Origin of the sequence: Pseudomonas sp. GD04091 (assembly GCF_029836165.1) — a bacterium.
Taxonomy (GTDB): Bacteria; Pseudomonadota; Gammaproteobacteria; order Pseudomonadales; family Pseudomonadaceae; genus Aquipseudomonas.
The window spans coordinates 14,170-39,379 of sequence record NZ_JAOEBG010000024.1 but is presented as its reverse complement, the minus strand read 5'-3'; the positions used below and the strand labels follow the sequence as shown (position 1 = coordinate 39,379).

Sequence of the window (25,210 nt, the reverse complement as noted above, 5' to 3'; positions counted from 1 at the left end):
AAGCATAACCCACGTGCCCGGTGCTATCCTCGCCGGCATGACTACATCACTCCCCCTGAGCCTGATCGCGGCGTTCGCCGAGAACCGTGTGATCGGCATCGACAATTCCATGCCCTGGCACCTGCCGGGGGACTTCAAGTACTTCAAGGCCACCACCCTGGGCAAGCCGATCATCATGGGGCGCAAGACCTGGGATTCGCTGGGTCGGCCACTGCCGGGGCGGTTGAACATCGTCGTCAGCCGCCAGCCGGGCCTGGCGCTGGCGGGGGCCGAGGTGTTCGCCTCGCTGGAGGCTGCGCTGGTCCGTGCCGAGCAGTGGGCCCGGGAGCAGGGTGTCGATGAGCTGATGCTGATCGGCGGGGCACAGCTGTACGGGCAGGCACTGGCGCAAGGGCTGGTGAGCCGCATGTACCTGACCCGGGTCGAGCTCTCGGTGCAAGGCGACGCGTGGTTCCCCGAGTTCGATCAGCAGCACTGGCGACTGGCCTCGAGCGAGCCGCAACCCGCGCAGGGAGATGGGCCGGCCTATCACTTCGAGGTGTGGGACAAGGTTTGAGAGGACCTGGGCCGCTCCGGCAGGAATGCACTGCTCATCGCGGCCCGCTGCGCTATGATCTGACTCGCCCCCCAGCACCGAGTCAGATGCATGGAGCCTATGACCACCCCGAGTGCCACCCTGGACACCAGCCAGCAGCCGTCCCGCCTGCGCATCGTCGGCGACTGGACCCTGGCCCACTACGCCGGTCTCAAGCGTGAGTGCGAGCAACTGCGCAACCAGTATGGCGACGACACCCTCGCCGACCTCAGCCAGCTTGGCCGACTGGATACCGCCGGCGCCTCGCTGCTGGCCGAGCTGCTGGGCTCCGAACGCCTGTCGCATTGCACCGACGAGCTTCCCGAGGCCAACCGCGCCCTGCTGAAGAACGTCTACTGCTCGGTCCAGGACTACTGCATCCCGGTCAAGGAGCCCGAGCGCCCGGTGCTGATCCTGCTGCTGGCGCGTATCGGCTGCGCCGTCGACCAACTGTGGCAGGACACCCGGCAGGTGCTGGGTTTCATCGGCCTGATCCTCGAAACCCTGCTGCTGCGCTTCTTCCAGCCGCGCCGCTGGCGCATCACCCCGGTGGTCGCGCACCTCGAGCAGACCGGCCTGGACGCCGCGCCCATCGTCGCCTTGCTGACTTTCCTGGTGGGCGCGGTGGTGGCCTTTCTCGGCGCGACGGTGCTGGCCGACTTCGGCGCGACCATCTTCACCGTCGACCTGGTGGCGTTCTCCTTCCTGCGCGAGTTCGCCGTGCTGCTCACCGCCATCCTCATGGCCGGTCGCACCGCCAGCGCCTTCACCGCGCAGATCGGCTCGATGAAAGCCAACGAAGAGATCGACGCCATCCGCACCCTGGGCCTGAACCCCATCGAACTGCTGGTGGTACCCCGGGTGCTGGCGCTGCTGATCGCCCTGCCGCTGCTGACCTTCGTCGCGATGATCTGCGGCATGATCGGTGGCGCGGTGGTCTGCGCCCTGACCCTGGACATTTCGCCGGCCATGTTCCTGTCGCTGCTGCAGAGCGACATCGGCGTGCAGCACTTCCTGGTGGGCATGGCCAAGGCGCCGTTCTTCGCCTTCCTGATCGCCGCCATCGGCTGCCTGGAGGGCTTCAAGGTCAGCGGCAGCGCCGAATCGGTCGGTGCGCACACCACCTCCGCCGTGGTGCAATCGATCTTCGTGGTGATCGTGCTGGATGCGGTGGCCGCGCTGTTCTTCATGGAGATGGGCTGGTGAGCGGCCGGGAAACGGTGATCGAAGCGCGGGGTATCTGCAACCGGTTCGGCAGCCAGGTGGTGCACGAGCACCTCGACCTGGACCTGTATCGGGGTGAAATCCTCGCCGTGGTCGGCGGCTCGGGCAGTGGCAAGTCGGTGCTGCTGCGCAGCATCGTCGGTTTGCGCCGGCCCGACGAAGGCCAGGTCAAGGTGTTCGGGCAGGACCTGGCCACGCTCAACGAGGCGCAGCGCTCACAGGTGGAGCGGCGCTTCGGCGTGCTGTTCCAGAAGGGCGCACTGTTCTCGTCGCTGACCGTCACCGAGAACGTCGCCTTGCCCCTGATCGAACATGCCGGTCTGTCGCGGGACGATGCCGAGCACCTGGCCGGCGTGAAACTGGCCCTGGCCGGACTGCCGATCAGCGCCGCCGACAAGTACCCGTCCTCGCTGTCCGGCGGCATGATCAAGCGCGCCGCCCTGGCCCGCGCGCTGGCGCTGGACCCGGACATCCTGTTCCTCGACGAGCCCACCGCCGGCCTCGACCCGATCGGCGCCGCCGCCTTCGACCAATTGATTCTCACCCTGCGCGACGCCCTGGGCCTGTCGGTGTTCCTCATCACCCACGACCTGGACACGCTCTACACCATCACCGACCGAGTGGCGGTGCTGTCGCAGAAGAAGGTGCTGGTGGCCGGCCCGCTCAGCGAAGTCGAGCAGACCGACGATCCCTGGATCCACGAATACTTTCACGGCCCGCGTGGCCGGGCGGCCGAGGAGGCCGCCCTGCGCGCCCGGCAGGAGCGCTGAACGATGGAAACCCGAGCTCATCATGTCCTGATCGGCCTGGTCACCGTGCTGGTGGTGGCCGGCGCCATGCTGTTCGGCCTGTGGCTGGCCAAGTCCAGTGTCGATGACGCCTTCAAGGACTACGAAGTGGTGTTCAACGAGGCGGTCTCTGGCCTGTCCCGAGGTAGCCCGGTGCAGTACAACGGCATCAAGGTCGGCGACGTCAGCAGCCTGCGCCTCGACCCCAAGGATCCGCGCCGGGTGCTGGCCCAGGTGCGCCTGAACGGCGACACCCCGGTCAAGGAGGACACCCAGGCCAAGCTCACCCTCGCCGGCGTGACCGGCAACTCGTTCATCCAGCTCAGCGGCGGCACCCCGCAAAGCCCCGAGCTCAAGGGCAAGGGCGGCAAGCTACCGGTGATCGTCGCCTCGCCGTCGCCGATCTCGCGCCTGCTCAACGACAGCAGCGACCTGGTGACCAACATCAACCTGCTGCTGCACAACGCCAACCTGATGTTCTCCGAGCGCAACATCGAGCACTTGAGCAACACCCTGGCCAACCTCGACCAGACCACCGGCGCCTTCGCCAACCACAAGGGCGGTATCGCCGAGGCCATCGAGCAACTGTCCCTGGTCGGCAAGCAGGCCAACGCCACGCTCGCCGAAACCCAGGCGCTGATGCGCAACGCCAACGGCCTGCTCGGCACCCAGGGCAAACAGGCCATCGGCAGCGCCGAGCAGGCCATGCAGTCGCTGGCCGAAAGCACTGCCACCATCAACAGCCTGCTCAAGGACAACCGCCAGTCCATCGACGACGGCGCCCAGGGCCTGAACCAGATCGCCCCGGCCATCCGCGAGCTGCGCGAGACCCTGAATGCCCTCAAGGGCATCTCCCGGCGCCTGGAGGCCGACCCCAGCGGCTACCTGCTGGGCCGCGACAACAACAAGGAGTTCCAGCCATGAAGCCGTCCCTGCGCCTGGTCGCGCTCGCCGCCACCCTGAGCCTGGCTTCGGCCTGCTCGATCCTGCCGCAGAGCGAGCCTGTGGATATCTACCGCCTGCCGGTCGGCCAGGAAGCCCGCGCCGCCACGCCCCTGGACTGGTCGCTGCGGGTGAACAAACCGCTGGCCAGCGAGGCCCTGGCCGCGCCGCGCATCGCGGTGATTCCCCAGGGAGATGTGATCAGCAGCTACAAGGGCGCGCGCTGGAGCGACCCGGTGCCGTTGCTGGTGCGTAATCGCTTGCTAGACGGATTCCAGCGCGATGGCCGGGTCCAGCGCCTGAGCGCCGACGACAGCAACCTGCAGGCCGACTACGAGCTGGGCGGCGAGCTGCAGGCGTTCCAGAGCGAGTATCGGGCCGGGGGCGCGGTCGAAGTGGTGATCCGCTATGACGCCCGGCTGGTGCAGGGCCGCAGCCAGCGCATCCTCGCCAGCAAGCGTTTCGAGGTGCGTCAGCCGCTGGACGGGCAAAAGGTGCCAGTGGTGGTCGCCGGCTTCGGCACGGCCGGCGACCAACTGTCGCGCCAGGTGATCGACTGGAGCATCGCCCAGGCCGCTCAGGCTCAGGCGAAGAACCAGTAGCAGACGAATATCGCCGCGATCACCCCGGCCAGCTCGGCCAGCAGGGCGCAGCCCACCGCGTGGCGCACCCGCTGGATGCCCACCGCGCCGAAATACACCGCCAGTACGTAGAAGGTGGTCTCGGTGCTGCCCTGGATGGTCGCCGCCACCAGCGCCGGGAAGCTGTCCACGCCCTGGGTCTGCATGGTCTCGATCAGCATGGCTCGCGCCGCGCTGCCGGAGAACGGCTTGACCAGCGCGGTGGGCAGGCCCTCGACGAAGCGGGTGTCCAGGCCCATCCAGTTCACCGTGTGGCGGATACCGTCCAGGGCCAGTTCCAGAGCGCCCGAGGCGCGCAGCACGCCCACCGCCACCAGCATCGCCACCAGGTAGGGCAGCAGCCCCTTGGCCACGTCGAAGCCCTCCTTGGCGCCCTCGACGAACGCCTCGTACACCTGCACCCGTCTCAGTGCGCCGATCACCAGGAACAGCATGATCACGCCGAACAGCGTCAGGTTGCCGAGGATCGACGACAGGCTGGCCAGCGCGGCCGCCGACAGGGTACCCAGGAACGCCATGAAGCCGCCCAGCAACAAGGCGCCCGGGATCAGATAGGCAAGCACCACCGGATCCCACAGGCGCAGGCGCTGCATCACCGCCACCGACAGCAGGCCGACCAGGGTCGAGCAACTGGTGGCCAGCAGGATCGGCAGGAACACCATGGTCGGATCGGGCGCGCCTTGCTGGGCGCGGTACATGAAGATGGTCACCGGCAGCAGGGTCAGCGACGAGGCGTTGAGCACCAGGAACAGGATCTGCGCGTTGCTCGCCGTGGTGCTGCTGGGGTTGAGCTCCTGCAGCGAGCGCATCGCCTTCAGGCCGATGGGCGTGGCGGCGTTGTCCAGGCCCAGGCCGTTGGCGGCGAAGTTCATGGTGATCAGGCCCAGGGCCGGATGGCCGGGCGGCACTTCCGGCATCAGCCGGGCGAACAACGGGCCGAGCACCTTGGCCAGCCATTCGACGATGCCGGCCTTCTCGGCGATCTTGAGGAAGCCCAGCCACAGGGTCAGGGTGCCGAACAGCAGGACCATGACCTCCACCGACAGCTTGGCCATGGCGAAGATGCTCTCGACCATCGCGGCGAAGATGCCAGCGTTGCCGCCCACCAGCCACTGGGCCAGGGCGGAGATGGCCGCCACCAGGAAAAAGCCGAGCCAGAGGCCGTTGAGCATCCGTGTGTTCCCCCGTGAAAAATGCACGAATGATAGCTGTAGGAGCGGCCTTGTGTCGCGAAAGGGCTGCGCAGCAGCCCCGGCGATTTTGCATGATGCCGAGACTCTGGGGCCGCTGCGCGCCCCTTTCCGACCGCTCCGGCGCCCCGACAAGGCCGCACCTACAGGGGCTGTGGTCGCCTATAAAACAAAAAGCCCCGACTAGTCGGGGCTCTTCGTTCAGCTCAGTGGCTCACTGGTTGACGGTCTTGCCCGCCACCACAGCCTCTTTCTTGCCTTTGTCCAGCACCAGCGACTGGTAGTACGCCGCGCCTTTCTCGGCGTCATACATACCCTGCCACTTGGCGATGACCACCGCGGCCAGGGCGTTGCCAACCACGTTCAGCGCGGTACGGGCCATGTCCATGATGCGGTCGACACCGGCGATGAAGGCCAGGCCTTCCAGCGGAATGCCCACGCTGCCCAGGGTGGCTAGCAACACCACGAAGGACACGCCCGGCACGCCGGCGATACCTTTGGAGGTGACCATCAGGGTCAGTACCAGCAGCAGCTGCTGGCTCCAGGACAGGTCGATGCCGTACAGCTGGGCGATGAAGATCGCCGCGATGCTCTGGTACAGGGTCGAACCGTCGAGGTTGAAGGAGTAGCCGGTCGGTACCACGAACGAGCAGATCGACTTCGGCGCACCGTACTTCTCCATCTTCTCGATCACGCGCGGCAGCACGGTCTCGGAGCTGGAGGTGGAGTAGGCGAGGATCAGCTCGTCCTTCATGATGCGCATGATCTTGATGATCGAGAAGCCAAACACGCGCGCCACCAGGCCCAGCACCATGAAGGCGAAGAAGGCGATGGCGAAGTACACCAGCAGCACCAGCTTGGCCAGCGGCAGCAAGGATGCGAAGCCGAAGTTGGCGACGGTGGCGGCGATCAGGGCGAACACGCCGATAGGGGCGTAGTTCATGATCATGTGGGTGACCTTGAACATGGTCTCCGACACGCCCTGGAAGGTGCGCACCAGCGGCTCGCGCAGATCGGCGTTGAGGCTCGACAGACCCATGCCGAACATCACCGAGAAGAAGATGATCGGCAGCATTTCGCCACGCATCAGCGCCGCGAAGATGTTCGACGGGATCAGGTTGAGCAGGGTCTCGATGAACGCGTGTTCATGCTGCACCTCGGCCGCGGTGGCCTGGTACTTGGAGATGTCGACGGTGCCCAGAGTGCTCATGTCGATGCCGGCACCCGGGTGGAACACGTTGGCCAGGACCAGGCCGACGACGATGGCGATGGTGGTCACCACCTCGAAGTAGATGATGGTCTTCAGGCCGATGCTGCCCAGTTTCTTCGCGTCGCCAACCCCGGCGATGCCCACGATCAGCGACGAAATCACGATCGGGACGACGATCATCTTGATCAGGCGAATGAAGATGTCGCCGGCGGGCTGGAGGACGTTGCTGATCCACCATGCCTTTTCTGCACTGAAATGATTCAGTAGCGCGCCGACTGCAACGCCCAGCAACAGACCGATGACGATCTGCCAGGCGAGGCTCAGTTTTGCCTTCTTCATGTCATTACCCTTTGTTGTAGTGGTCACGGGTGTCGGGCCGAAAAGTGCATTCCAGAGCCATTTACAGCGTTCCGGGTTGCATCTCGCTCTGCCCGGCATCCCCCTGTAAGGACACCGCGAGCGCGATTTGCGGCGCTCGTGCCGAGAAAAAAGGCGGCAACTATTGCGACGTGGGGAAGGGCAGTCTAATGCCGGAAACGACTACCCCATGCCGAATCGGCATGAGACCAGAAGTCAAAATCGAGCATCGCCAAGCCCTTGATTTTCAACGTTCGGATTTCCGAACAAGACCAAAGCGCCATTTTTCGGCAGATTTGACGGGATGACAGATGGGTGTCGGATGGCGTGTTCGACAATCCGAATGGCTGAAATGCCACGCGAGCTGACCTGTCGGACAGGTAAAAAAATTTCGATATACGGTCGCGACAAAATGTGTCCAGAGGAAAAGTCGCGCATATATAAGGAGGGATTCCCAAATAAGGCGCTTCGGAAGTCAGATCGGTCACAAGGTTCGATTCGAGCCTGGCCGACCTGCAACTTCCGATGCCACCCTCTCCTGACCTGGCCCGTTGCGGAGGCACTCCCTGTACCCCTAGGCCACTCCGACCCTGCAACAGTCAGAACGGCCCGGCCCCCTGGTCATGCGCGGCCCCTCCTCGGGGCCGCGCATCATAGAAGCCTGAAAGATAGAAAGGTTCAGCTTCTATTGCGTTACAGCGCGCGACCGCTGGTCAGTACCAGTTCGGGTCGCGCTTGAGCTGCTCCTGCAGCAGTGCCTTCATGCCCTCGTCCGGCTCACCCAGCCAGCGATAGTTCGCATGGCGGGTCGGCGACTTGTCGGCGGGCAGGCCCTCGGGTACTTCCACGAGCATCCCGTAGGCATCGTCCTTGTCCCAGCTGAAGGCGACGATAAGGCGCTTGTAGGTGCAATTGTCGTCGGACTCGCAAAGAGGACCGACCAGGTACTTGTCGCCATCCTCGGTCACCGCCGACATCTGCTGCGCCGAGCTGCCACTCAGGTTGATCACCCATTCGGGCAGGCGTTCTTCATTCTTGATGGTCTTCTGCCAGGTTTCCCGGTACTCCGGGTCCGAGCCAAGCAACTGGTTGGCCCGGACCTGACCGTCATTGGCAGCCATCGCCGTCGCGCCACTGCCCAGCAGCAACGCGACGATCAGGGCTTTGGGGAGCATCCTGCTCATGGTCTTCAACCTCTGCCACGTCCGAAGAAGAAGGAAGCAACGAACAGCACCAGGAAGACAATGAACAGGATCTTCGCGATACCGGTCGCAGCACCGGCGATACCACCGAAGCCCAGGACTGCGGCAATGATGGCGATGATCAGGAAGGTGATAGCCCAACTCAGCATGATGTTTCTCCTTTTCTCGTGCGAAATCGATCGTCTGCTTCAGCGTCAGAACACCCAGCGCTCCTGGGGCACGGCACGCTCGAGCACGGCAGGGGCAGTCTCGGCGGACGGCAGAGGCTCGGCCGCCTTGACCAGCGTGTTGGCATGGGCCGTCCTCATCTGGGACAACAGTGCGGTCTGCGCCGCCACCTGCTCGGCCAGTCGGGCGGTCTGCCAGCTGTAGTAGAACAGGCCGGCCGCCAGGGTAAGCAGGAGGGCCATGCCAAGGAACAGCAGCTGGCGCAGAGGCAATACGGCGGACTGCGTGCGGTTGACGTGCTGGCGATTCATGCCTGTTCCTCCTGCTGTACTTGTTATCCAGAGCTGGAGGGATCAGTGCAGCCTGCATGCCAGTCTTTTGAAAGCAATAAAAACCAATAAAATCAATTAGTTATGAATGCTACAAAACATCTGCGGGGACGTATCCTGCACGATCCCCGCCTTTGGGTCGTGCGATTTGCACGATCAACCCTCCACCTTGGTCGCCACCTTGAGCAGGTCGGCATCCACCCCGCGGACCCCGACGATCTGCCGCGCCACCTCGACCGCGATGGTCTTCTGCTCGCTGCTCACCACCTCGCCAGACAGCCTGACCAGCCCTTGCTCGCTGGCCACCTTGATGTTCAGGCCATCGAGGTTGCGACTGAAGCGGTAACTGGCCTCGATCTTGTCGACGATCCAGCTGTCGCTGGGCGCCGGCCCATCGACCGCGTCCACTGGCTTCTCCCGGGCCTTGGCCAATCCCGTGCTGTCCAGGCTGACCAGGTTGTTGACCAGGTGCACGCCCTCCGTCGAACGCGCCAGCACACCGGCCAGTTCCTTGGCCTCGGGGCTGTCCACCTTGCCACGCAGGGTGACCACCCCCTCACGGCTCTCCACCTCCATGGGCGCCTTCTCGGTGACCCGACTCCACAGCAGCCGCGCACGGATCACGGCAGCCAACGTGGCATCCTCCAGGCGCTGGGCGTAGGCGCGCAGTTCCAGTGGCCGGTCCACCAGAGCCGGATTGACCCGCAGTTGGTTGTCGACCTGCTCCACGCCACGGGTGGCCAGCGCCACCTGCTCGGCCAACGCTCGCTCCACTGGATTCTCGACTTCACCGGACAACCGGGCGCGCTGGCCATCGACCTCCACCTTGATCGCGAACGGGTTGAGCATGCGGTTGAGCGACAAGGCGGTCTGCAGCGCACCTTCAAGCCTGGCGTCCTGCAGCGGATCGGCAAACGCAGGGGCGGCCAGCGGTGCGACACAGGCCATGAACAGGGCCACACGAATGGAAACGAACATCGCAAATCCTCCTTTCGGATACCTCAACCCAGAACAATCGCAAGCTGCATGCCAGGTGTCTCATGACAAACAACTTCAATTTTTTCAATCACTTAATCATCATCTGGAGTTGCAGCTAGCATGCATGGAACGGAATCAATCAGAATCGACCATGCAACTTGCCCGATTTTTCCGACACTAATTGAGACTCATCCCAAAGGAGCGCAGGAAATGGAATCAGCCCCGGACAACCAAGGCCGCATTCTGCTGGTGGACGACGAGTCCGCCATCCTGCGCACCTTCCGCTACTGCCTCGAAGACGAAGGCTACAGCGTGGCCACCGCCAACAGCGCCGCCCAGGCTGAGACCCTGCTGCAGCGCCAGGTGTTCGACCTGTGTTTCCTGGATTTGCGCCTCGGCGAGGACAACGGCCTGGACGTGCTCGCGCAGATGCGCATCCAGGCCCCGTGGATGCGGGTGGTGATCGTCACCGCCCACTCGGCCATCGATACCGCGGTGGACGCCATCCAGGCCGGTGCCGCCGATTACCTGGTCAAGCCCTGCAGCCCCGACCAGCTGCGCCTGGCCACGGCCAAGCAGCTGGAGGTGCGCCAGCTGTCGGCGCGGCTGGAAGCCCTCGAAGGCGAAGTGCGCAAGCCCAAGGATGGCCTGGACTCCCACAGCCCGGCGATGATGGCGGTGCTGGAAACGGCCCGCCAGGTGGCCACCACCGACGCCAACATCCTCATCCTCGGCGAGTCCGGTACCGGCAAGGGCGAGCTGGCTCGGGCCATCCACGGCTGGAGCAAGCGCGCGCGCAAGGCCTGCGTGACCATCAACTGTCCGTCGTTGAACGCCGAACTGATGGAAAGCGAGCTGTTCGGCCACACCCGCGGCGCCTTCACCGGTGCCAGCGAAAGCACCTTGGGACGTGTGAGCCAGGCGGACGGCGGCACGCTGTTTCTTGATGAGATCGGCGATTTTCCTCTCACGTTGCAGCCAAAGCTGCTGCGTTTTATCCAGGACAAGGAATACGAGCGAGTCGGCGACCCGATCACCCGCCGCGCCGATGTGCGCATTCTCGCGGCGACCAACCTCAACCTCGAGGAGATGGTTCGCGAGAACCGCTTCCGCGAAGACCTGCTGTACCGCCTGAACGTCATCACCCTGCATCTGCCGCCTCTGCGCGAACGCAGCGAAGACATCCTGACCCTGGCCGACCGCTTCCTGGCCCGCTTCGTCAAGGAGTACTCGCGGCCGGCCCGAGGTTTCAGCGACGAAGCCCGCACCGCGCTGCTCAACTACCGCTGGCCGGGCAACATCCGCGAGCTGCGCAACGTGATCGAACGCGCCAGCATCATCTGCCCGCAGGAGTGGGTGGAAATCAGCCACCTGGGCATGGCCGAGGCCCCCACCAGCAATGCGCCTCGGGTGGGCGCGGCGTTGAGCCTGGATGAGCTGGAGCGCGCCCACATCGCCGCCGTGCTGGCCGCCAGCGACACCCTCGACCAGGCAGCCAAGACCTTGGGTATCGATGCCTCCACGCTGTACCGCAAGCGCAAGCAGTTCAACTTGTGAGGTGGCCGATGAAGCTGCGCACACGGCTGTTTCTCAGCATCTCGGCGCTGGTGACCGTGGCGCTGCTCGGCCTGTTGCTGGGGCTGATCAGCGTGCTGCAGATGGCCACCGTGCAGCAGCGCCTGGTGCAGGACACTTCCCACACCCTGGAGCTGGGCCTGAAGCTGAGGCAGAACCTGGGCGAGCAACTGAACCTCATCCTCGACGATGGCGCCGACCCGAAGAACCTGGTGACCCTGCAGAACCAGTTCCAAGGCCTGCTCAACCAGGGGCTGGAGCAAGGCGGTGAGCGCACCGGCTTCAGCAAGGCCAGCAGCAACTACCAGGCCTTCATACAAGCGTACCGGGAGAGCCCGGCACCCGCGCTCAGCATGGGCGTCGACCAGCCTCTGGGCGCGGCATTCAACCAGGTCCGCACCGACCTGCTCGATTCTCACCGCCAGGCGCTGGAACACATCGTGCGCAGCGAAGAGCTATCGCGCAATCACGCTCTCATGGTCGGCGGCGTGCTCGGCCTGGTGGGCCTGGCCGTGCTGGTGCTGGGCTTCGTCACCGCGCATAACATCGCGCGCCGCCTCGGCCAGCCGATCGAGGCCCTGGCCAAGGCCGCCGACCAGGTGGGCCAGGGCAACTTCGAGGTGACCTTGCCGATCACCCAGGCGACCGAGCTCAACCAGCTGACCCGCCGTTTCGGCCTGATGGCCGATGCCTTGCGCAAGCACCAGGCCACCAACATCGATGAACTGCTGGCAGGCCAGCAGCGCCTGCAGGCCGTACTCGACAGCATCGACGACGGCTTGCTGATCATCGATCGCCAGGGTCGCCTGGAACACCTCAACCCCGTGGCCCAGCGCCAGCTGGGCTGGGACCCCAGCCGCCTGGGCGTGGGCCTGGCCGAGGCGCTGCAACGCCCCGAGCTGGAACAGCAACTGCGCCAGGTCCTGCGCGGTGGTGGCCTGGACCGGCCACCAGAGGACCTGAGCCTGGAAGTGGAAGAGGAAACCCGCCTGCTGACCTACAGCCTCACCCCGGTCAGTCACCCTCAAGGCCCCATCCTCGGCGCCGTGATGGTGCTGCACGACGTCACCGAACAGCGCGCCTTCGAGCGCGTGCGCAGCGAGTTCGTACTGCGCGCCTCCCACGAACTGCGCACCCCGGTCACCGGCATGCACATGGCGTTCGGGCTACTGCGCGAGCGGGTCAGCTTCCCTCCCGAGGCGCGGGAGAATGACCTGCTGGAGACCATCGGCGAGGAAATGCAGCGCCTGACCCAGCTGATCAACGACCTGCTCAACTTCTCCCGCTACCAGAGCGGCCTGCAGAAACTGGAGTTGGCGCCCTGTGCGCTGGACGAGCTGTTCGACCGCGCCGTGGCGCGCTTCGCCGAGCAGGCCGCGGCCAAGAACATCGAACTACTGAGCGAGCTGGAACGACCCTTGCCACGTATTCAGGCCGATATCGCCCAGCTTGACCGGGTCCTGGACAACCTGTTGCACAACGCCATCCGCCACACCGCCAACGGCGGGCGCATTCGCCTGCATGCCCGCAGGCACGCCGAGCGGGTGATCGTCAGTGTCGAGGACAATGGCGAAGGCATCGCCTACGGCCAGCAGGGGCGCATTTTCGAGCCTTTCGTTCAGGTCGGGCGCAAGAAAGGCGGGGCGGGACTGGGCCTGGCGCTGTGCAAGGAGATCGTGCAACTGCATGGCGGACGCATGGGCGTTTTCTCCCGGCCAGGGCAGGGGACGCAGTTCTACATGGCGTTGCCGGTATAGGGGAGGGGCCGCCCAGTCCTTTCGAAAAGCCCAGCCATGACCGCTGCGCTTGCGCTCACGGCTCATCATCGATCCGTCGCCTCGACACCCGCCGCCCGCGAGTGATCAGCTCGGCGAACTGACGCGCGTTCAGCGGATGGGCAAACAGCCAGCCCTGCCCGTAATTGACCCCTTCGGCGTTGAGCAGCACGGCCTGGTCCTCGCATTCGATGCCTTCGGCGATCACCCGCAGGTGCAGGTCGTGGGCCATGCGAATGATGTGCGGCGCCACACCGCTGCTGGCCGCATCATGGCCCAGGGCGTCGATGAACGACTTGTCGATCTTCAGGCAATCCACCGGCAGGGTCTGCAGGTACGCCAGGCTGCTGTAGCCCGTGCCGAAATCATCGATCAGCACCTGGTGCCCCACCGCGCGCAGCGCCTGCAGGTTGTCCCGCGCCACGACCACATCGATCAGACCACGCTCGGTCACCTCGAAGGCGATCTGACTGGCAGCTACCCGGTGGTGCGCCAGCAGGCGCGCCGCCACCCGGCCGATACGCGGGGCCATCACGTCACAGGCCGCCAGGTTCACCGAGATGTACAACTGGCGGTTGGCCCGCAACAGCGCCCCCAACTGCTCCAGGACACGCTGCAGGACGAAATCGGTGATCTGGCGGATCTGCCCGGTGTTCTCCGCCAAGGGGATGAACAACTCCGGACTGGTCAGGCTGCCGTCCGGACGACGCCAGCGCACCAGCGCCTCGGCGCCGACACAGCGGCGGCTGTCCAGTTCGAAGATCGGCTGGTAGAGCACCTGCAGCTCGCCACGGCGCAGCGCCTGCTGCAGCTCCGAACTCATCGAGCGGCGCTGCAGGATCAGTTGCAGCACCAGCCAGCCGATGCAGCAAGCCAGTACCACGCTGCCGGGAAACAGCAGCCAGAGCATGCCGTTGAGCTTCAGCGGCAGGCTGGCTCGGGGCGCGATCAGGACCAACTGGTAATCCGGCGACTTGGTGGCCATGCGATACACCAGGCGGTCGGGCAGCTCGATCAGCGACTTGTGCGAAGGTGGCGGCCAATCGGTGAGCGGTGGCCAGGGCTGGGCCGGGCCGAGCACCGGGATGGCCCGGGTGCCGCGGTCCAGCAATACCAGCAGGCTGCCACCGGGAGGCAGGTCGACCACATCGCTGAGGTGACCACGGGAGGTGGACACCAGGAAATTGCCACGGCCAAGCATCAGCGCCGCAAGATTCTCGTTGGGTTCGGTGGTGGTATTGAGCCAGTAGCTGTAGGTCGGGCCCTGGATGTCAGGTGCGCGCAACGGCTCGATGACGCGCCCGCCGCCCCGGTTGGAACAGGTAAGCCTGTCATTCACGTAGGCCGCTTCATAGATGAAACGCGACTTCAGCGCGACCTGCTGCAGCTCGGCCAGCATCTGAGGGTCGCAGCCGCGCAAGGGTTGCGCCTGGAGCTGGTCGACCGCCTCGCGCAACTGACCGAAGACCTGCTCCAGGCGCTCGAGAAAGCGCTCGCCCTGGGCGTTCATCTGGTCGCTTTCACTGTGCTTCATCTGCTGCAGCGTCACCCCGACGCTGGCGGCGAGCAGCAGCGAGGCGCTGGCCAGGGCCGCGATTGCGGCCAGCAGCCAGGGACGGTGGAAAAATTGGCGCAATGAAGCAAAGGGGGCAGGCATGCGCGGCATCCAGTTGAATACAAAAGGTATAGCAACTGAATGAAGGGTTGGCGCGGCCGTTGGGCGCAAAGCGCCCCGAGCTCAACCCTTGCGGTTGAGCACCTGCAGCATCGCGGCGGTCTGCGCATCCGGCATGCCGTCGAAGCGCTGGGGGCGGAAGCGCATCTGGAAGGCGGCGATGACATGACGCGTGGCCACGTCCAGCTCACCCGTCTGCTCCACGGCATAGCCAAAGCGCGACAACTGCTGCTGGTACCAGGTGATGGTTGGCGGGTTGACCGCGAAGTAGGCCTGCTGCCGCGCCACCGCGGCGGCATCCGGCCAGATACCCAACCCCGCATCCGCCAGGCGCTTCCACGGGAACAGCGGACCCGGATCGAGCTTGCGCAGCGGCGCGATGTCGCTGTGGCCGATGATATGACGCGGGTCGATGTTGTTGCGCTTGACGATGTCCCTGAGCAACGCGATCAGGGCCTGGACCTGCGCCTCGCTGTAAGGGTGCCAGACACGCCCGCCAGGCGTGTCGGTGTACCCTGGGTTGACGATCTCGATGCCGATGGAGCTGGAGTTGAGCCAGGTACGGCCCTGCCACTGGCTGTCACCGGCGTGCCAGGCACGGCGGTTTTCATCCACCAGCTGGTAGACCGTGGCCGGCCCGTCGCCGATCAGATAGTGGGCACTGACTTCGCCGTGGGTCAGCAGTGCGAGCGAACGCTCCAGCGAAGCATTGGTGTAGTGCAGGACGACGAACTGGATACGACTGTCCTGGTTGGCCGAAGGGTGGCTGCGATCGATGCGCAGGCCGCTGGAACAACCGGCCAGGGCCAGCAGGAGCAAGGCGGTGAGGAGTTTTTTCATTGCACAGAGCACGTCATTGAGTAGGCGACAACAGCGCTACAGTATAACGTGCTCTGGCCCTGCCGTTAGCGGTTGCGTGTCACCTCAGCGCGCGCACATGACCAGAAACTCCAGCGAGTTGTCCCCGCTCGGGCCTTTCTTGTCCACCAGTTGGGTCATGACGGTCATCTGTTCGGCCAGTGGCTTGCCGATCACCTTGGCCTGGCCATGCATCTGCCGGTCGTAGCTGCTGGCGTCGATCGGCGACACCGAGCAGAAACCCGGATCCTGATGCACGATGCGCGGATTGAACTTCAGCTTGTACTGGGTGAAGTAGTTGGCCTGCGGCTGGCGCTCGACCTGGGCGATCCACTCAGGCCATTGGCGCAGCACGCTGCCATCGGCACCCACGTGGGCGGTCAGGATCACATCCTTGGCCATTGCGCTTGCCTGGAACGCCAGGCCCAGCAGCAGTGGCACGATCCACTTGGTCAGTTTCATTCAACAACTCCTTTTCAAGATTGATCTGTTGGCGATGCGCTGCGCATGCAGCGCGGGCCGACAGTGTCGATCTCTGCGCAGTCGTAGAAGCGGTAACTATTTATGCCTGCTCGACGCGGTTGCGGCCCAGGTCCTTGGCCCGGTACAGCGCCTCATCCGCTCGCTTGAGCACCTGCTCGCTCCGCTCACCGGAGCGGAAGGCGCTGAGGCCGATGGACGTGGTGATCACCACCCGTTCGCCCTTGAAGTGGAACGGGCAGGCTTCGATGGCCGCTCGCAGCGCCTCTGCCACCTGCGCTGCCGCAGGCGGCGTCGTCTGCGGCAGTAGCAGGACGAACTCCTCGCCCCCGAAGCGCGCGATGAAATCACGACCGCGCAAGCGCTTGCGCAGCTGGTCGGCAACGATCTTCAGCACCTTGTCGCCCGCCAGATGGCCATAGCCGTCGTTGATGCGCTTGAAATGGTCGAGGTCGAGGATGGCCATCGCCAGGTGGCCGCCGTTTTCCTGCCAGTCGAGCATTTCTCGCTCGACTTGCTCGCTCCAGGCCGCGCGGTTCGGCAACCCGGTCAGCGGATCGATCATCGCCTTCTGTCGTTGTTCCTCCAGGTGCTCACGGTAACCCAGCGCTTCCTGCTCCATGCTCGCCACGCGCTCGGCCAGCCCTTGCAGGCGACCGGCCAGTTCCTGCTCGCGGCGATCGCGCTCGTGCTGATGTTCGTCCATGGTCACCAGCAGGCCTTCGAGGCGGTTTTCCAGGATGTGCTTGAGGCTGTCCACATCGACGGCGCCCTGCACGCTGCTCTGCAGGCCATCGACCTGCTCGCGCAGCTGGCTGTCCAGCTCGCGGGCGGCGGAACTGTTGTCGGCGTGACCGGCACTGGCTTCGTGCAGATGGCTCTGGAAGGTCTCCAGGCGCACGTTGAGCTGTTGCAGGTAGGCTTCGAACTCATGCTGGCCACTGTCGGTGATCGCCAGCATGAGCACCGCCAGGTCATCCAGCACCGGGATCAGCTCGTACCAGTTCAGGCCACGGGAAACCCGTTCCCGCATTTCCAGGGCCTGAGCCTTGTGGCGCTCGGGCAGGCTGAGGTCGTCGAGCAGGCCGATCAGGGTCTGCTCGATATGCGCGGCGACCTGGCTGTAGGGCGGCTCGACCGCGTCGGGGAGGCCATAAGGGCCTTCTTCGTCGACGGCGAGCTCTGGTTCGGGCTCAAGAGGATCCTCCAAAGCCTGCACGACCTCGGGTGTGGCCACGGGCTCGGGAGCAGGTTCGCCGATCGCCTCCAGCACCACCCCAGGCTCCGTTTCAGGTGGCGGTTCGGCGACGAGCACCGGTGTCTGCTCGACCAGCGCCGGCCCCGGCAATTCGACTTCAGGTGCTGGCACGACGTCATCCAGATGCCGTGTCGGCTCGGGCGCGACCTGGGTGACAGGGGTCGCCGGCAAGGCATGCAGCTCGTCGGCATCCCGTGCCTCGGGCTCGCTGGCTTGGGCGGCGGGGCCTTTCTGCGGCGCCTGTGCAGGCGCCTCGACGCCCAGCGCCTCGTCCTGGGGCTCATCGCGCCCGCCGAACAGACGTTGCAGGAAACCAGGGCGGGCCTCTTCACCGGGCCGCTGTACCGAACTCAAGGCGCGCCCCTGCAAGCCGCTGAGCTCCCCCAGCAGAGGGGGGAGTTCGCGAGACTGGCTGACGCCGCCGTCGAGTTTCTTCGCCAGTTTTTTCAGGGGGCGTGACACATCGCCCGGCAAGGGCAGGGTCTGCAGTTGAGTAACCAGTGCGGTGAGCGCTTCGCTGACCTGGTTCATGCGGGTCTCGCGGCGCTGCTCGGAATCGAGCACGGCTTTTTCCAGGCGCGGGATCAGCCCGGCGAGACCGGCGTCCATGTTGTCGCCACGGATGACTTCGCGCATTTCCTTCATGCACTGGTCGACGATCTTGTCGCTGCCCTCCGCCGCCAGGGTGCTGCGCACCAGACCACGACGCAGCAGGTCGAGACGGGCTTCCCAGCGCCGCTCGAGCTTTTCCTGACGCTCGATGCTCTTGAGGTATTTTTCTTTCCAGCGCTCGGCTTCTTCGGTCATGCCTGGATCCGCAACGGGTGATGGCATCTAGCCCTGTGATGACTGGGTTTCGGCGGGAACGTCGAACACTTGAGTGCGCGGTTCGCCCCGGCAGGCCCCTAGCTCAGGACCGGCAGCGTATCCACAGTCAGGGCGTCAGGCAATCGGATCTCGACGGCGACGGGAAGGTGATCGGAAATCGGCTGGGCCAGCACCTCGACACGCTCCAGCGTCAGGCTCGGGCTGAGCAGGATATGGTCAAGGCAGCGCTGCGGGCGCCAGCTGGGGAAGGTGGCCTCGACCTGAGGAGCGATCAGGCCAAGATCGCGCAATGGCGAATGGTCGAGCAGGTCGTTGGCATGGGTGTTCATGTCGCCCATGAGGATCTGGTGGCGGTAGCCGCCGATGAGCTCGCGGATGTAGGCCAGTTGGCGGGCGCGGGTCTTGGCACCCAGGGCCAGGTGCATCATGACCACGATCAGCGCGTCCTCGCCTTCGCCGAAACGCACCAGGATGGCCCCACGGCCGGACGGGCCGGGCAGCGGGTGGTCTTCCAGATGGTGGGGTTTGAGACGGCTGAGCACGCCATTGCTGTGCTGGGCGAAACGCCCGAGGTTGCGGTTGAGTTGCTGGTACCAGTAAGGAAAGGCGCCCAACTGGGCCAGGTGCTCCACCTGGTTGACGAAGCCCGAGCGCAGGCTGCCGCCATCGGCTTCCTGCAGGGCCACCAGGTCGAAGTCGCTAAGGAGGTCGCCGATCTTCTGCAGGTTGCCGGCGCGTCCGTTGTGCGGCAACAGGTGTTGCCAGCTGCGCGTCACATAGTGCCGGTAACGCTCGGTGCTGATGCCGACCTGGATATTGAAACTGAGCAGCCGCAGGCGACCATCCTCCGGCAGGCCAGGGGCCTGCAGGTGATGCTCGTTGACCTGCGGCTGGCGCAGACCGATGCCTCGCGTGGAACGCAAGCGCATGGCGATCGCCGCTTACTTAGCGGCGCGCTCCTTGGCGATCAGCTGGTCGGCGACGTTCAGCACACCTTCCGGTCCACCGGCGGTGCCCAGGTCGAAGCGGTACTTGCCGTTGACGACCATGCTCGGTACGCCGGTGATTTCGTACTTCTTGGCCAGCTCCCTGGCCTGGTTGACCTGGCCCTTGATGGCGAAGGAGTTGAAGGTGGAGAGGAACTTGTCCTTGTCCACGCCCTGGGTGGCCAGGAAGTCGGCCATGTCATTCGGGTCGGTCAGGCGTTTGCGCTGGTTCTGAATGGCGTCGAACACCGCGGCGTGAACCTTGTGCTCCACGCCCATGGCTTCGAGGGTCAGGAACATCTGGCCATGGGCATCCCATGCGCCGCCGAACATGGCCGGGATGCGCTTGAAGTTGACGTCCTTCGGCAGTTTTTCAGCCCAGGGATTGATGACCGGTTCGAAGTGGTAGCAGTGCGGGCAGCCGTACCAGAACAGCTCGACGACTTCGATCTTGCCCGGCACGGATACCGGAACGGGGTTGCTCAGCTCGACATATTCCTTGCCGGCGGTGGCAGGCTCCGCGGCCTGCACGGCGGCCATACCGAATACGCTGGCGGCGACCAGCGCAGCGCTGAGAATCAGTTTACGCATGCTTTACTCCTGAGCAGTCTTTGGTCGCCTCGACGCGACCTGTGTAGGACAGGCCGGGAAGGGCTCGAGTTCTGTAGTGTAACGGCTATGGGAAGAAAAAAGGGCAGCCTGGGCTGCCCTTTTCATCTTTAGCGTCGATGCATTAACCGAGTGTTAACGCACATTCACCCAGCGTCTGCAGGGGCCTCATCGCGGGCAAGCCCACTCCCACAGCGACAGTGCTGTCAATGCAGGCCCTGGATGTAGCTGGACAACGCCTCGATGTCCTTGTTGCTCAGTTTGCCGGCGATGGTGCGCATGGTCATGGCATCGCCGTCGTTGGTGCGGTTGCCTTCGCGGAAGTCGGTCAGTTGCTTGCCGACGTACTGCGCGTGCTGGCCGCTCAGGTGCGGGAAACCGGCCAGGGCTATACCAGCGCCGTTGGGGGAGTGGCAGCCGGTGCAGGCGGGCATGCCCTTCTCGAGGTCACCGCCGTTGAACAGGGCGCGGCCACGCTCGACGAGCTTCGGATCGGCGGCACCGACACTGCCTTTCTGACTGGCGAAGTAGGCGGCGATATCGGCCAGGTCCTGGTCGCTGAAGGGAGCCAGCATGCCGGTCATTTCCAGCACGGTGCGCTTGCCGGACTTGATGTCGTGCAGCTGTTTTTCCAGGTAGCGCTGGCCTTGGCCGGCGAGTTTGGGGAAGTTCGGCGCCAGGCTGTTGCCGTCAGGGTTGTGGCAGGCCCCACAGACAGCGGTCTTGGCCTGACCGGCAGCGGCATCGCCTTTGATGGGTTCCGCAGCACTTGCCGCACCTGCGACCCCCATGGTCAACAGCAGACTCACGAATAGTTTGTTCATCAGCTAATCCAACACGGCTAAGGGTGAAATGTTATGTATCGGGACTGCCGCTCATCCAAAGGATGACCAAACGGTAGTCCTCGGCACTGCAGTCCATGCACAATCCACGCGGCGGCATAGCCTTGAAACCCTGCGTCACATGCGTCACCAGCTGTTCCATGCCTTGCGCCAGCCTCGGCTCCCAGGCTGCCCGGTCACCGCTCCTGGGTGCCTGTGGCAACTGTCCGGCGTGACAGGCCGCGCACGTGCGGTTGTACAACGCCTCGGGATCCTGTGTAGCCTGTGCGCTGAAAAACGGTAGGAACAAACCGACAGCAAGCAGCCATTTCGCCAAGCGGAACGACCTGACAGGGTTGGGGGCCGCGCTGCGTTCTGTTGCGCGAGCTATTGTTCGACACCCCATGCTCAATCGCCTTCGCTGGGAGAATGAGCACACAAAAACTGGGGCATTATATACTTCCGCCATCCAAACGGAAACGACACCGCTTGCCGCGCCTGGGCCAACCGTTCCAGCGCTGGGCAACACCCACATCGGATATCCCATGCAAGTCAAGAACCCCATCCTCGGCCTCTGCCAGAAAGCCAAATTCGCCCTCAGCGCCGCCAAGGTCGAACAATGCCCCGAAGACCAGGGTTACGAGGTGGCTTTCGCCGGTCGTTCCAACGCCGGCAAATCCAGCGCCCTCAACACCCTGACCCATGCCAGCCTGGCGCGTACCTCGAAGACCCCCGGCCGCACCCAGCTGCTGAATTTCTTCAGTCTGGACGATGAACGGCGTTTGGTCGACCTGCCGGGCTACGGATATGCGAAAGTCCCGATCCCGCTCAAGCAGCACTGGCAGAAGCACCTGGAAGCCTACCTGGGCAGCCGTGAGTGCCTGCGTGGGGTGATCCTGATGATGGACGTGCGCCACCCGATGACCGACTTCGACAAGATGATGCTCGACTGGGCCAAGGCCAGCGCCATGCCCATGCACATCCTGCTGACCAAGGCCGACAAGCTGACCCACGGCGCCGGCAAGAACACCCTGCTCAAGGTGCAGTCGGAGATCCGCAAGGGCTGGGGCGATGGCGCGACCATCCAGCTGTTCTCGGCGCCCAAGCGCCTGGGGCTGGAAGAGGCCTATCGGGTGCTGGCGGACTGGATGGAGCTGGAAGACAAGCCGGCCTGAGGCGATACCTGCCCTTGTAGGAGCGGCCTTGTGTCGCGAAAGGGGCGCAACGCGGCACCAGGACTCGAGCCTGGCTCAAGATTGCAGGGGGCTGCTGCGCAGCCCTTTCGCGACACAAGGCCGCTCCTACAGAGAGCTGTGCGCAACCCTGAATTGCGGGCAAAAAAAACCCCGGACTTCGTATGGGGAGGGGGAAGTTCGGGGTTTAAGTCCGGACCGCTAGGGCGGGGTCCGGGTATCTGCCAACACTTAACACAACATAGGAGCATCGAAAGGCTTCACCAGCCATTCAGTACCTCTGAGTGGCGGTTCACCGGTTTAGTTCCGAGCCCCTCGAAACTATTTGCGATAGTTTCATGAAACTCTCGATCTAATGGCCTTGAGCCAGTTCCGGATCCGCGACACTACGCCGCAGATCCTACACAGCTTTCCCACGTCATTCAGTGAGCTTCGTCCCAATTCGAGCCGACGCCCACTTCCACCAGCAGCGGCACATCCAGCTGGGCGGCATTGCTCATGTGACCGCGGATTTCATCTTTCACCTGTTCGACCAGGTCTTCGCGCACTTCCAGCACCAGTTCGTCGTGGACCTGCAGGATCACCCGCGCATCCAGCCCACTCTGGTTCAGCCAGTTGTCCACCGCCACCATGGCGCGCTTGATGATATCCGCCGCCGTGCCCTGCATCGGCGCGTTGATCGCCGTGCGCTCGGCGCCCTTGCGCAGAGCCGGGTTCTTGGCGTTGATGTCCGGCAGGTACAGGCGGCGCCCGAACAAGGTCTCGACGAAACCTTGCTCGGCGGCCTGGGCGCGGGTGCGCTCCATGTACGCCAGCACGCCCGGGTAGCGGGCGAAGTAGCGGTCGATGTAGTCCTGTGACTGCTTGCGATCGACACCGATCTGCTTGGCCAGGCCGAACGCGCTCATGCCGTAGATCAGGCCGAAGTTGATCGCCTTGGCGCTGCGGCGCTGGTCGTTGCTGACCGCCTCCAGGGCCACGCCGAACACTTCGGCGGCGGTGGCGCGGTGCACGTCCAGGTCGTTGCGAAAGGCGTGCAGCAGGCCTTCGTCCTTGGCCAGGTGGGCCATGATGCGCAGCTCGATCTGCGAGTAGTCCGCCGCCAGCAGTCGGTAGCCGGGGCTGGCGACGAAGGCCTGGCGGATGCGCCGACCTTCGGCGGTGCGGATCGGGATGTTCTGCAGGTTCGGGTCGCTGGACGACAGCCGGCCCGTGGCGGCCACGGCCTGCTGGTACGAGGTGTGAATGCGCCCGGTGCGCGGGTTGATCTGCCCCGGCAGCTTGTCGGTGTAAGTGCTCTTGAGCTTGCTCAGGCTGCGGTACTGCATCAGCACCTTGGGCAGCGGGTAGCCTTGCTCGGCCAGTTCGTCGAGCACCGCCTCGGCGGTGGACGGCTGGCCCTTGGCGGTCTTGCTCAGCACCGGCATGCCCAGCTTGTCGTAGAGGATCGCGCCCAACTGCTTGGGCGAGCCGAGGTTGAATTCCTCGCCGGCCAGCTCGAACGCCTCGCGCTCCAGCTCGACCATCTTCGTACCCAGCTCGCCGCTCTGCACCCCGAGCAATGCCGCATCGACCAGCGCGCCCTGGCGCTCGATCTTCGCCAGCACCGGCACCAGCGGCATCTCGATGTCCATCAGCACCGGCAGCACGCTCGGCGTCTTCGCCAGGCGCGCCTGCAACGCCTGGTGCAGGCGCAGGGTGATGTCGGCATCCTCGGCGGCATAAGGGCCGGCCTGCTCCAGCGGAATCTGGTTGAAGGTCAGTTGCTTGGCACCCTTGCCGGCAATGTCCTCGAAGGCGATGGTGGTGTGATCCAGGTACTTCTGCGCCAGGCTGTCCATGTCGTGACGGGTGGCGGTGGAGTCGAGCACATAGGACTCGAGCATGGTGTCGTAGGCCACGCCGCGCATGTGGATGGTCGGACTGCCATTGGCCAGGATGTTGATGTCGTACTTGGCGTTCTGCCCGACCTTGGCCTTGGCCGGGTCTTCCAGCAGGGGCTTGAGCGCCAGCAGCACGGCCTCGCGATCCAGCTGGGCCGGGGCGCCTTCGTAGTCATGCGCCAGCGGCACGTAGGCAGCCTCGTGGGGCTCGACGGCGAACGACAGGCCGACCAACTGCGCCCGCTGGGCGTCGAGGCCGGTGGTCTCGGTGTCGAAGGCGAACAACGGGGCCCGGCGCAGTTTCTCCAGCCAGGCATCGAAACGCGCCTGGTCGAGGATGGTTTCGTACTTCGGCTCGACCTGAGCGCTTGCCGGCTCGTCGCTGGCCGCGACGCTGTCGCCCGCCTGGGCGGCGTCGCGCTGCACGTCGGCGATCCAGCTCTTGAACTCCATCTCGGTGTACAGCGCCAGCAAGGTTTCCCGGTCGGGTTCGCCGCAGACCAGCGCGTCGACCTCGACATCCAGCTCCACGTCGCACTTGATGGTCGCCAGCTCGTAGGAGAGGAAGGCCGCGTCGCGGTGTTCCTCGAGCTTGGCTGGCAAGGTCTTGGCGCCACGAATGGCCAGCGCGGGGACTTTCTCGAGGTTGTCGTACAGACCCTGCAATCCGCCACCGATGCCGGTCAGCAGGCCCACGGCGGTCTTCTCGCCGACGCCTGGCACGCCGGGGATGTTGTCGACCTTGTCGCCCATCAGGGCGAGGAAATCGATGATGTGTTCCGGGCCGACGCCGAATTTCTCATGCACGCCCGCCACATCCAGCACGCTGCCGGTCATGGTGTTGACCAGCGTGACGTGACCGTCCACCAGCTGGGCCATGTCCTTGTCGCCGGTCGAGATGATCACTGGCCGGCCGGCCGCGGCGCTGCTGCGCGCCAGGGTGCCGATGACATCGTCGGCCTCGACACCCTCGACGCACAACAGCGGATAACCCAGGGCACGGACGCTGGCGTGCAGGGGCTCGACCTGCACCCGCAGGTCGTCGGGCATGCTCGGGCGGTTGGCCTTGTACTCGGCGAACATCGCGTCGCGGAACGTCCCCCCCTTGGCGTCGAAGACCACCGCGAACAGGCTGTCCGGGTACTGTTTGCGCAGGCTCTTGAGCATGTTCAGCACGCCCTTGACCGCGCCGGTCGGCATGCCTTTGGAGGTGGTCAGCGGCGGCAGCGCGTGAAAGGCGCGGTAGAGGTAGGAGGAACCGTCCACCAGGACGAGGGGCGCTTGGCTCATGAGGAGAATCAACCTTTTCGGCGGGTCCGGCGCTAGAATAGCCGGATCAATGACGACAAAGGGACTAGGTTATCATGCGCACACTCAATCGCCTGTTACTGCTCGGTCTGCTGGCCACCATGCCAGTCGTCACCCTGGCGGCGGACGAAGCCCCATCGGCCGATCCCGATGTAACCATTCGCACGGAAGGCGACAAAACCATCCAGGAGTACCGTCAGAACGGTTTCCTGTATGCGATCAAGGTCACCCCGAAAAACGGCAAGCCTTATTTCCTGGTACGCGCCGACGGCTCCGAAGGCAATTTCATTCGTTCCGACCAGCCGGACATGCTGATTCCGTCCTGGAAGATCTTCGAGTGGTAAGCCAGTAACGCGTA

Annotated in this window: 24 protein-coding genes; 9 read left to right on the top strand and 15 right to left on the bottom strand. The window is 64.6% G+C overall.

The genetic code is table 11. The features are described 5' to 3' along the window. The first annotated feature begins 37 nt into the window (after positions 1-37). The 5 genes from N7422_RS22575 to N7422_RS22555 all read left to right on the top strand — a co-directional run bounded on the left by N7422_RS22575 (position 38) and on the right by N7422_RS22555 (position 4,130). On the top strand, positions 38-556 hold the full coding sequence (locus N7422_RS22575) for a dihydrofolate reductase (protein WP_279808616.1): 519 nt from the start codon (positions 38-40) through the stop codon (positions 554-556). A gap of 90 nt (positions 557-646) precedes the next feature. Then, entirely contained in the window at positions 647-1,780 is a 1,134-nt protein-coding gene (locus N7422_RS22570; protein ID WP_279808615.1) for an ABC transporter permease, read from the top strand. Continuing rightward, positions 1,777-2,568 carry an ABC transporter ATP-binding protein gene (locus N7422_RS22565; protein ID WP_279808614.1) on the top strand — a complete coding sequence of 264 codons (792 nt, stop codon included), beginning with the start codon at positions 1,777-1,779 and terminating at the stop codon, positions 2,566-2,568. The genes N7422_RS22570 and N7422_RS22565 overlap by 4 nt, the downstream gene beginning before the upstream one ends. 3 nt (positions 2,569-2,571) lie before the next feature. Continuing rightward, positions 2,572-3,510 carry an MlaD family protein gene (locus N7422_RS22560; protein WP_279808612.1) on the top strand — a complete coding sequence of 313 codons (939 nt, stop codon included), beginning with the start codon at positions 2,572-2,574 and terminating at the stop codon, positions 3,508-3,510. Beyond that, positions 3,507-4,130: an ABC-type transport auxiliary lipoprotein family protein gene (locus N7422_RS22555; protein ID WP_279808611.1), complete on the top strand. Its 624-nt coding sequence runs from the start codon at positions 3,507-3,509 to the stop codon at positions 4,128-4,130. The genes N7422_RS22560 and N7422_RS22555 overlap by 4 nt, the downstream gene beginning before the upstream one ends. On the opposite strand, the gene N7422_RS22550 is transcribed toward N7422_RS22555, so the two are convergent. The 6 genes from N7422_RS22550 to N7422_RS22525 form a co-directional block, all read right to left on the bottom strand. Beyond that, positions 4,112-5,341, bottom strand: coding sequence for a spore maturation protein (locus N7422_RS22550; RefSeq protein WP_279808610.1), 1,230 nt, complete (start codon positions 5,339-5,341; stop codon positions 4,112-4,114). The genes N7422_RS22555 and N7422_RS22550 overlap by 19 nt on opposite strands. 232 nt (positions 5,342-5,573) lie before the next feature. Continuing rightward, positions 5,574-6,908, bottom strand: coding sequence for a glutamate/aspartate:proton symporter GltP (gene gltP / locus N7422_RS22545; RefSeq protein ID WP_186732102.1), 1,335 nt, complete (start codon positions 6,906-6,908; stop codon positions 5,574-5,576). 731 nt (positions 6,909-7,639) lie between these two features. After that, positions 7,640-8,110, bottom strand: coding sequence for an inhibitor of vertebrate lysozyme family protein (locus N7422_RS22540; RefSeq protein WP_279808609.1), 471 nt, complete (start codon positions 8,108-8,110; stop codon positions 7,640-7,642). 5 nt (positions 8,111-8,115) lie between these two features. Further along, entirely contained in the window at positions 8,116-8,277 is a 162-nt protein-coding gene (locus N7422_RS22535) for a DUF1328 domain-containing protein (RefSeq protein WP_008092060.1), read from the bottom strand. A gap of 45 nt (positions 8,278-8,322) precedes the next feature. Next, positions 8,323-8,607, bottom strand: a complete 285-nt coding sequence (locus N7422_RS22530) for a hypothetical protein (RefSeq protein ID WP_279808608.1) — start codon at positions 8,605-8,607, stop codon at positions 8,323-8,325. A 174-nt stretch (positions 8,608-8,781) separates the two neighbouring features. Then, a complete protein-coding gene (locus N7422_RS22525; RefSeq protein ID WP_279808607.1) occupies positions 8,782-9,603 on the bottom strand; it encodes a BON domain-containing protein in 822 nt (273 codons plus the stop codon). 210 nt (positions 9,604-9,813) lie between these two features. On the opposite strand from N7422_RS22525, the gene algB reads away from it, so the two are divergent. Both algB and N7422_RS22515 read left to right on the top strand, forming a co-directional pair. After that, the gene (algB, locus tag N7422_RS22520; RefSeq protein WP_279808606.1) at positions 9,814-11,160 is read left to right on the top strand and encodes a sigma-54-dependent response regulator transcription factor AlgB; all 1,347 of its coding nucleotides are present in this window, start codon (positions 9,814-9,816) and stop codon (positions 11,158-11,160) included. After that, positions 11,157-12,935, top strand: coding sequence for a KinB sensor domain-containing domain (locus N7422_RS22515; RefSeq protein WP_279808605.1), 1,779 nt, complete (start codon positions 11,157-11,159; stop codon positions 12,933-12,935). Before algB ends, N7422_RS22515 begins: the two co-directional genes overlap by 4 nt. A gap of 55 nt (positions 12,936-12,990) precedes the next feature. On the opposite strand, the gene N7422_RS22510 is transcribed toward N7422_RS22515, so the two are convergent. The 8 genes from N7422_RS22510 to N7422_RS22475 all read right to left on the bottom strand — a co-directional run bounded on the left by N7422_RS22510 (position 12,991) and on the right by N7422_RS22475 (position 20,805). Next, complete coding sequence (locus N7422_RS22510; RefSeq protein ID WP_279808604.1) at positions 12,991-14,619, bottom strand: EAL domain-containing protein; 1,629 nt, start codon at positions 14,617-14,619, stop codon at positions 12,991-12,993. Positions 14,620-14,691: 72 nt separating this feature from the next. Beyond that, complete coding sequence (locus N7422_RS22505) at positions 14,692-15,480, bottom strand: N-acetylmuramoyl-L-alanine amidase (protein WP_279808603.1); 789 nt, start codon at positions 15,478-15,480, stop codon at positions 14,692-14,694. 72 nt (positions 15,481-15,552) lie between these two features. Further along, a complete protein-coding gene (locus tag N7422_RS22500) occupies positions 15,553-15,948 on the bottom strand; it encodes a hypothetical protein (protein WP_279808602.1) in 396 nt (131 codons plus the stop codon). A gap of 100 nt (positions 15,949-16,048) precedes the next feature. After that, positions 16,049-18,031 carry a diguanylate cyclase gene (locus tag N7422_RS22495; RefSeq protein ID WP_279808601.1) on the bottom strand — a complete coding sequence of 661 codons (1,983 nt, stop codon included), beginning with the start codon at positions 18,029-18,031 and terminating at the stop codon, positions 16,049-16,051. Positions 18,032-18,129: 98 nt separating this feature from the next. Further along, complete coding sequence (locus tag N7422_RS22490) at positions 18,130-18,981, bottom strand: endonuclease/exonuclease/phosphatase family protein (RefSeq protein WP_279808600.1); 852 nt, start codon at positions 18,979-18,981, stop codon at positions 18,130-18,132. A gap of 12 nt (positions 18,982-18,993) precedes the next feature. Continuing rightward, a complete protein-coding gene (gene dsbA, locus N7422_RS22485) occupies positions 18,994-19,629 on the bottom strand; it encodes a thiol:disulfide interchange protein DsbA (RefSeq protein WP_279808599.1) in 636 nt (211 codons plus the stop codon). A 224-nt stretch (positions 19,630-19,853) separates the two neighbouring features. Beyond that, entirely contained in the window at positions 19,854-20,471 is a 618-nt protein-coding gene (locus tag N7422_RS22480; RefSeq protein WP_279808598.1) for a c-type cytochrome, read from the bottom strand. A gap of 31 nt (positions 20,472-20,502) precedes the next feature. Next, entirely contained in the window at positions 20,503-20,805 is a 303-nt protein-coding gene (locus N7422_RS22475) for a c-type cytochrome (RefSeq protein ID WP_279808597.1), read from the bottom strand. 208 nt (positions 20,806-21,013) lie between these two features. On the opposite strand from N7422_RS22475, the gene yihA reads away from it, so the two are divergent. Next, positions 21,014-21,643 carry a ribosome biogenesis GTP-binding protein YihA/YsxC gene (gene yihA, locus N7422_RS22470; protein ID WP_279808596.1) on the top strand — a complete coding sequence of 210 codons (630 nt, stop codon included), beginning with the start codon at positions 21,014-21,016 and terminating at the stop codon, positions 21,641-21,643. 440 nt (positions 21,644-22,083) lie between these two features. On the opposite strand, the gene polA is transcribed toward yihA, so the two are convergent. After that, the gene (gene polA, locus N7422_RS22465; RefSeq protein WP_279808595.1) at positions 22,084-24,834 is read right to left on the bottom strand and encodes a DNA polymerase I; all 2,751 of its coding nucleotides are present in this window, start codon (positions 24,832-24,834) and stop codon (positions 22,084-22,086) included. 74 nt (positions 24,835-24,908) lie between these two features. Here polA and N7422_RS22460 point away from each other — a divergent pair, with 74 nt between their 5' ends. Further along, positions 24,909-25,196 (top strand): DUF2782 domain-containing protein, encoded by a 288-nt coding sequence (locus N7422_RS22460; protein ID WP_217867806.1) that lies wholly within the window; start codon positions 24,909-24,911, stop codon positions 25,194-25,196. The last annotated feature ends 14 nt before the right edge of the window (positions 25,197-25,210 follow it).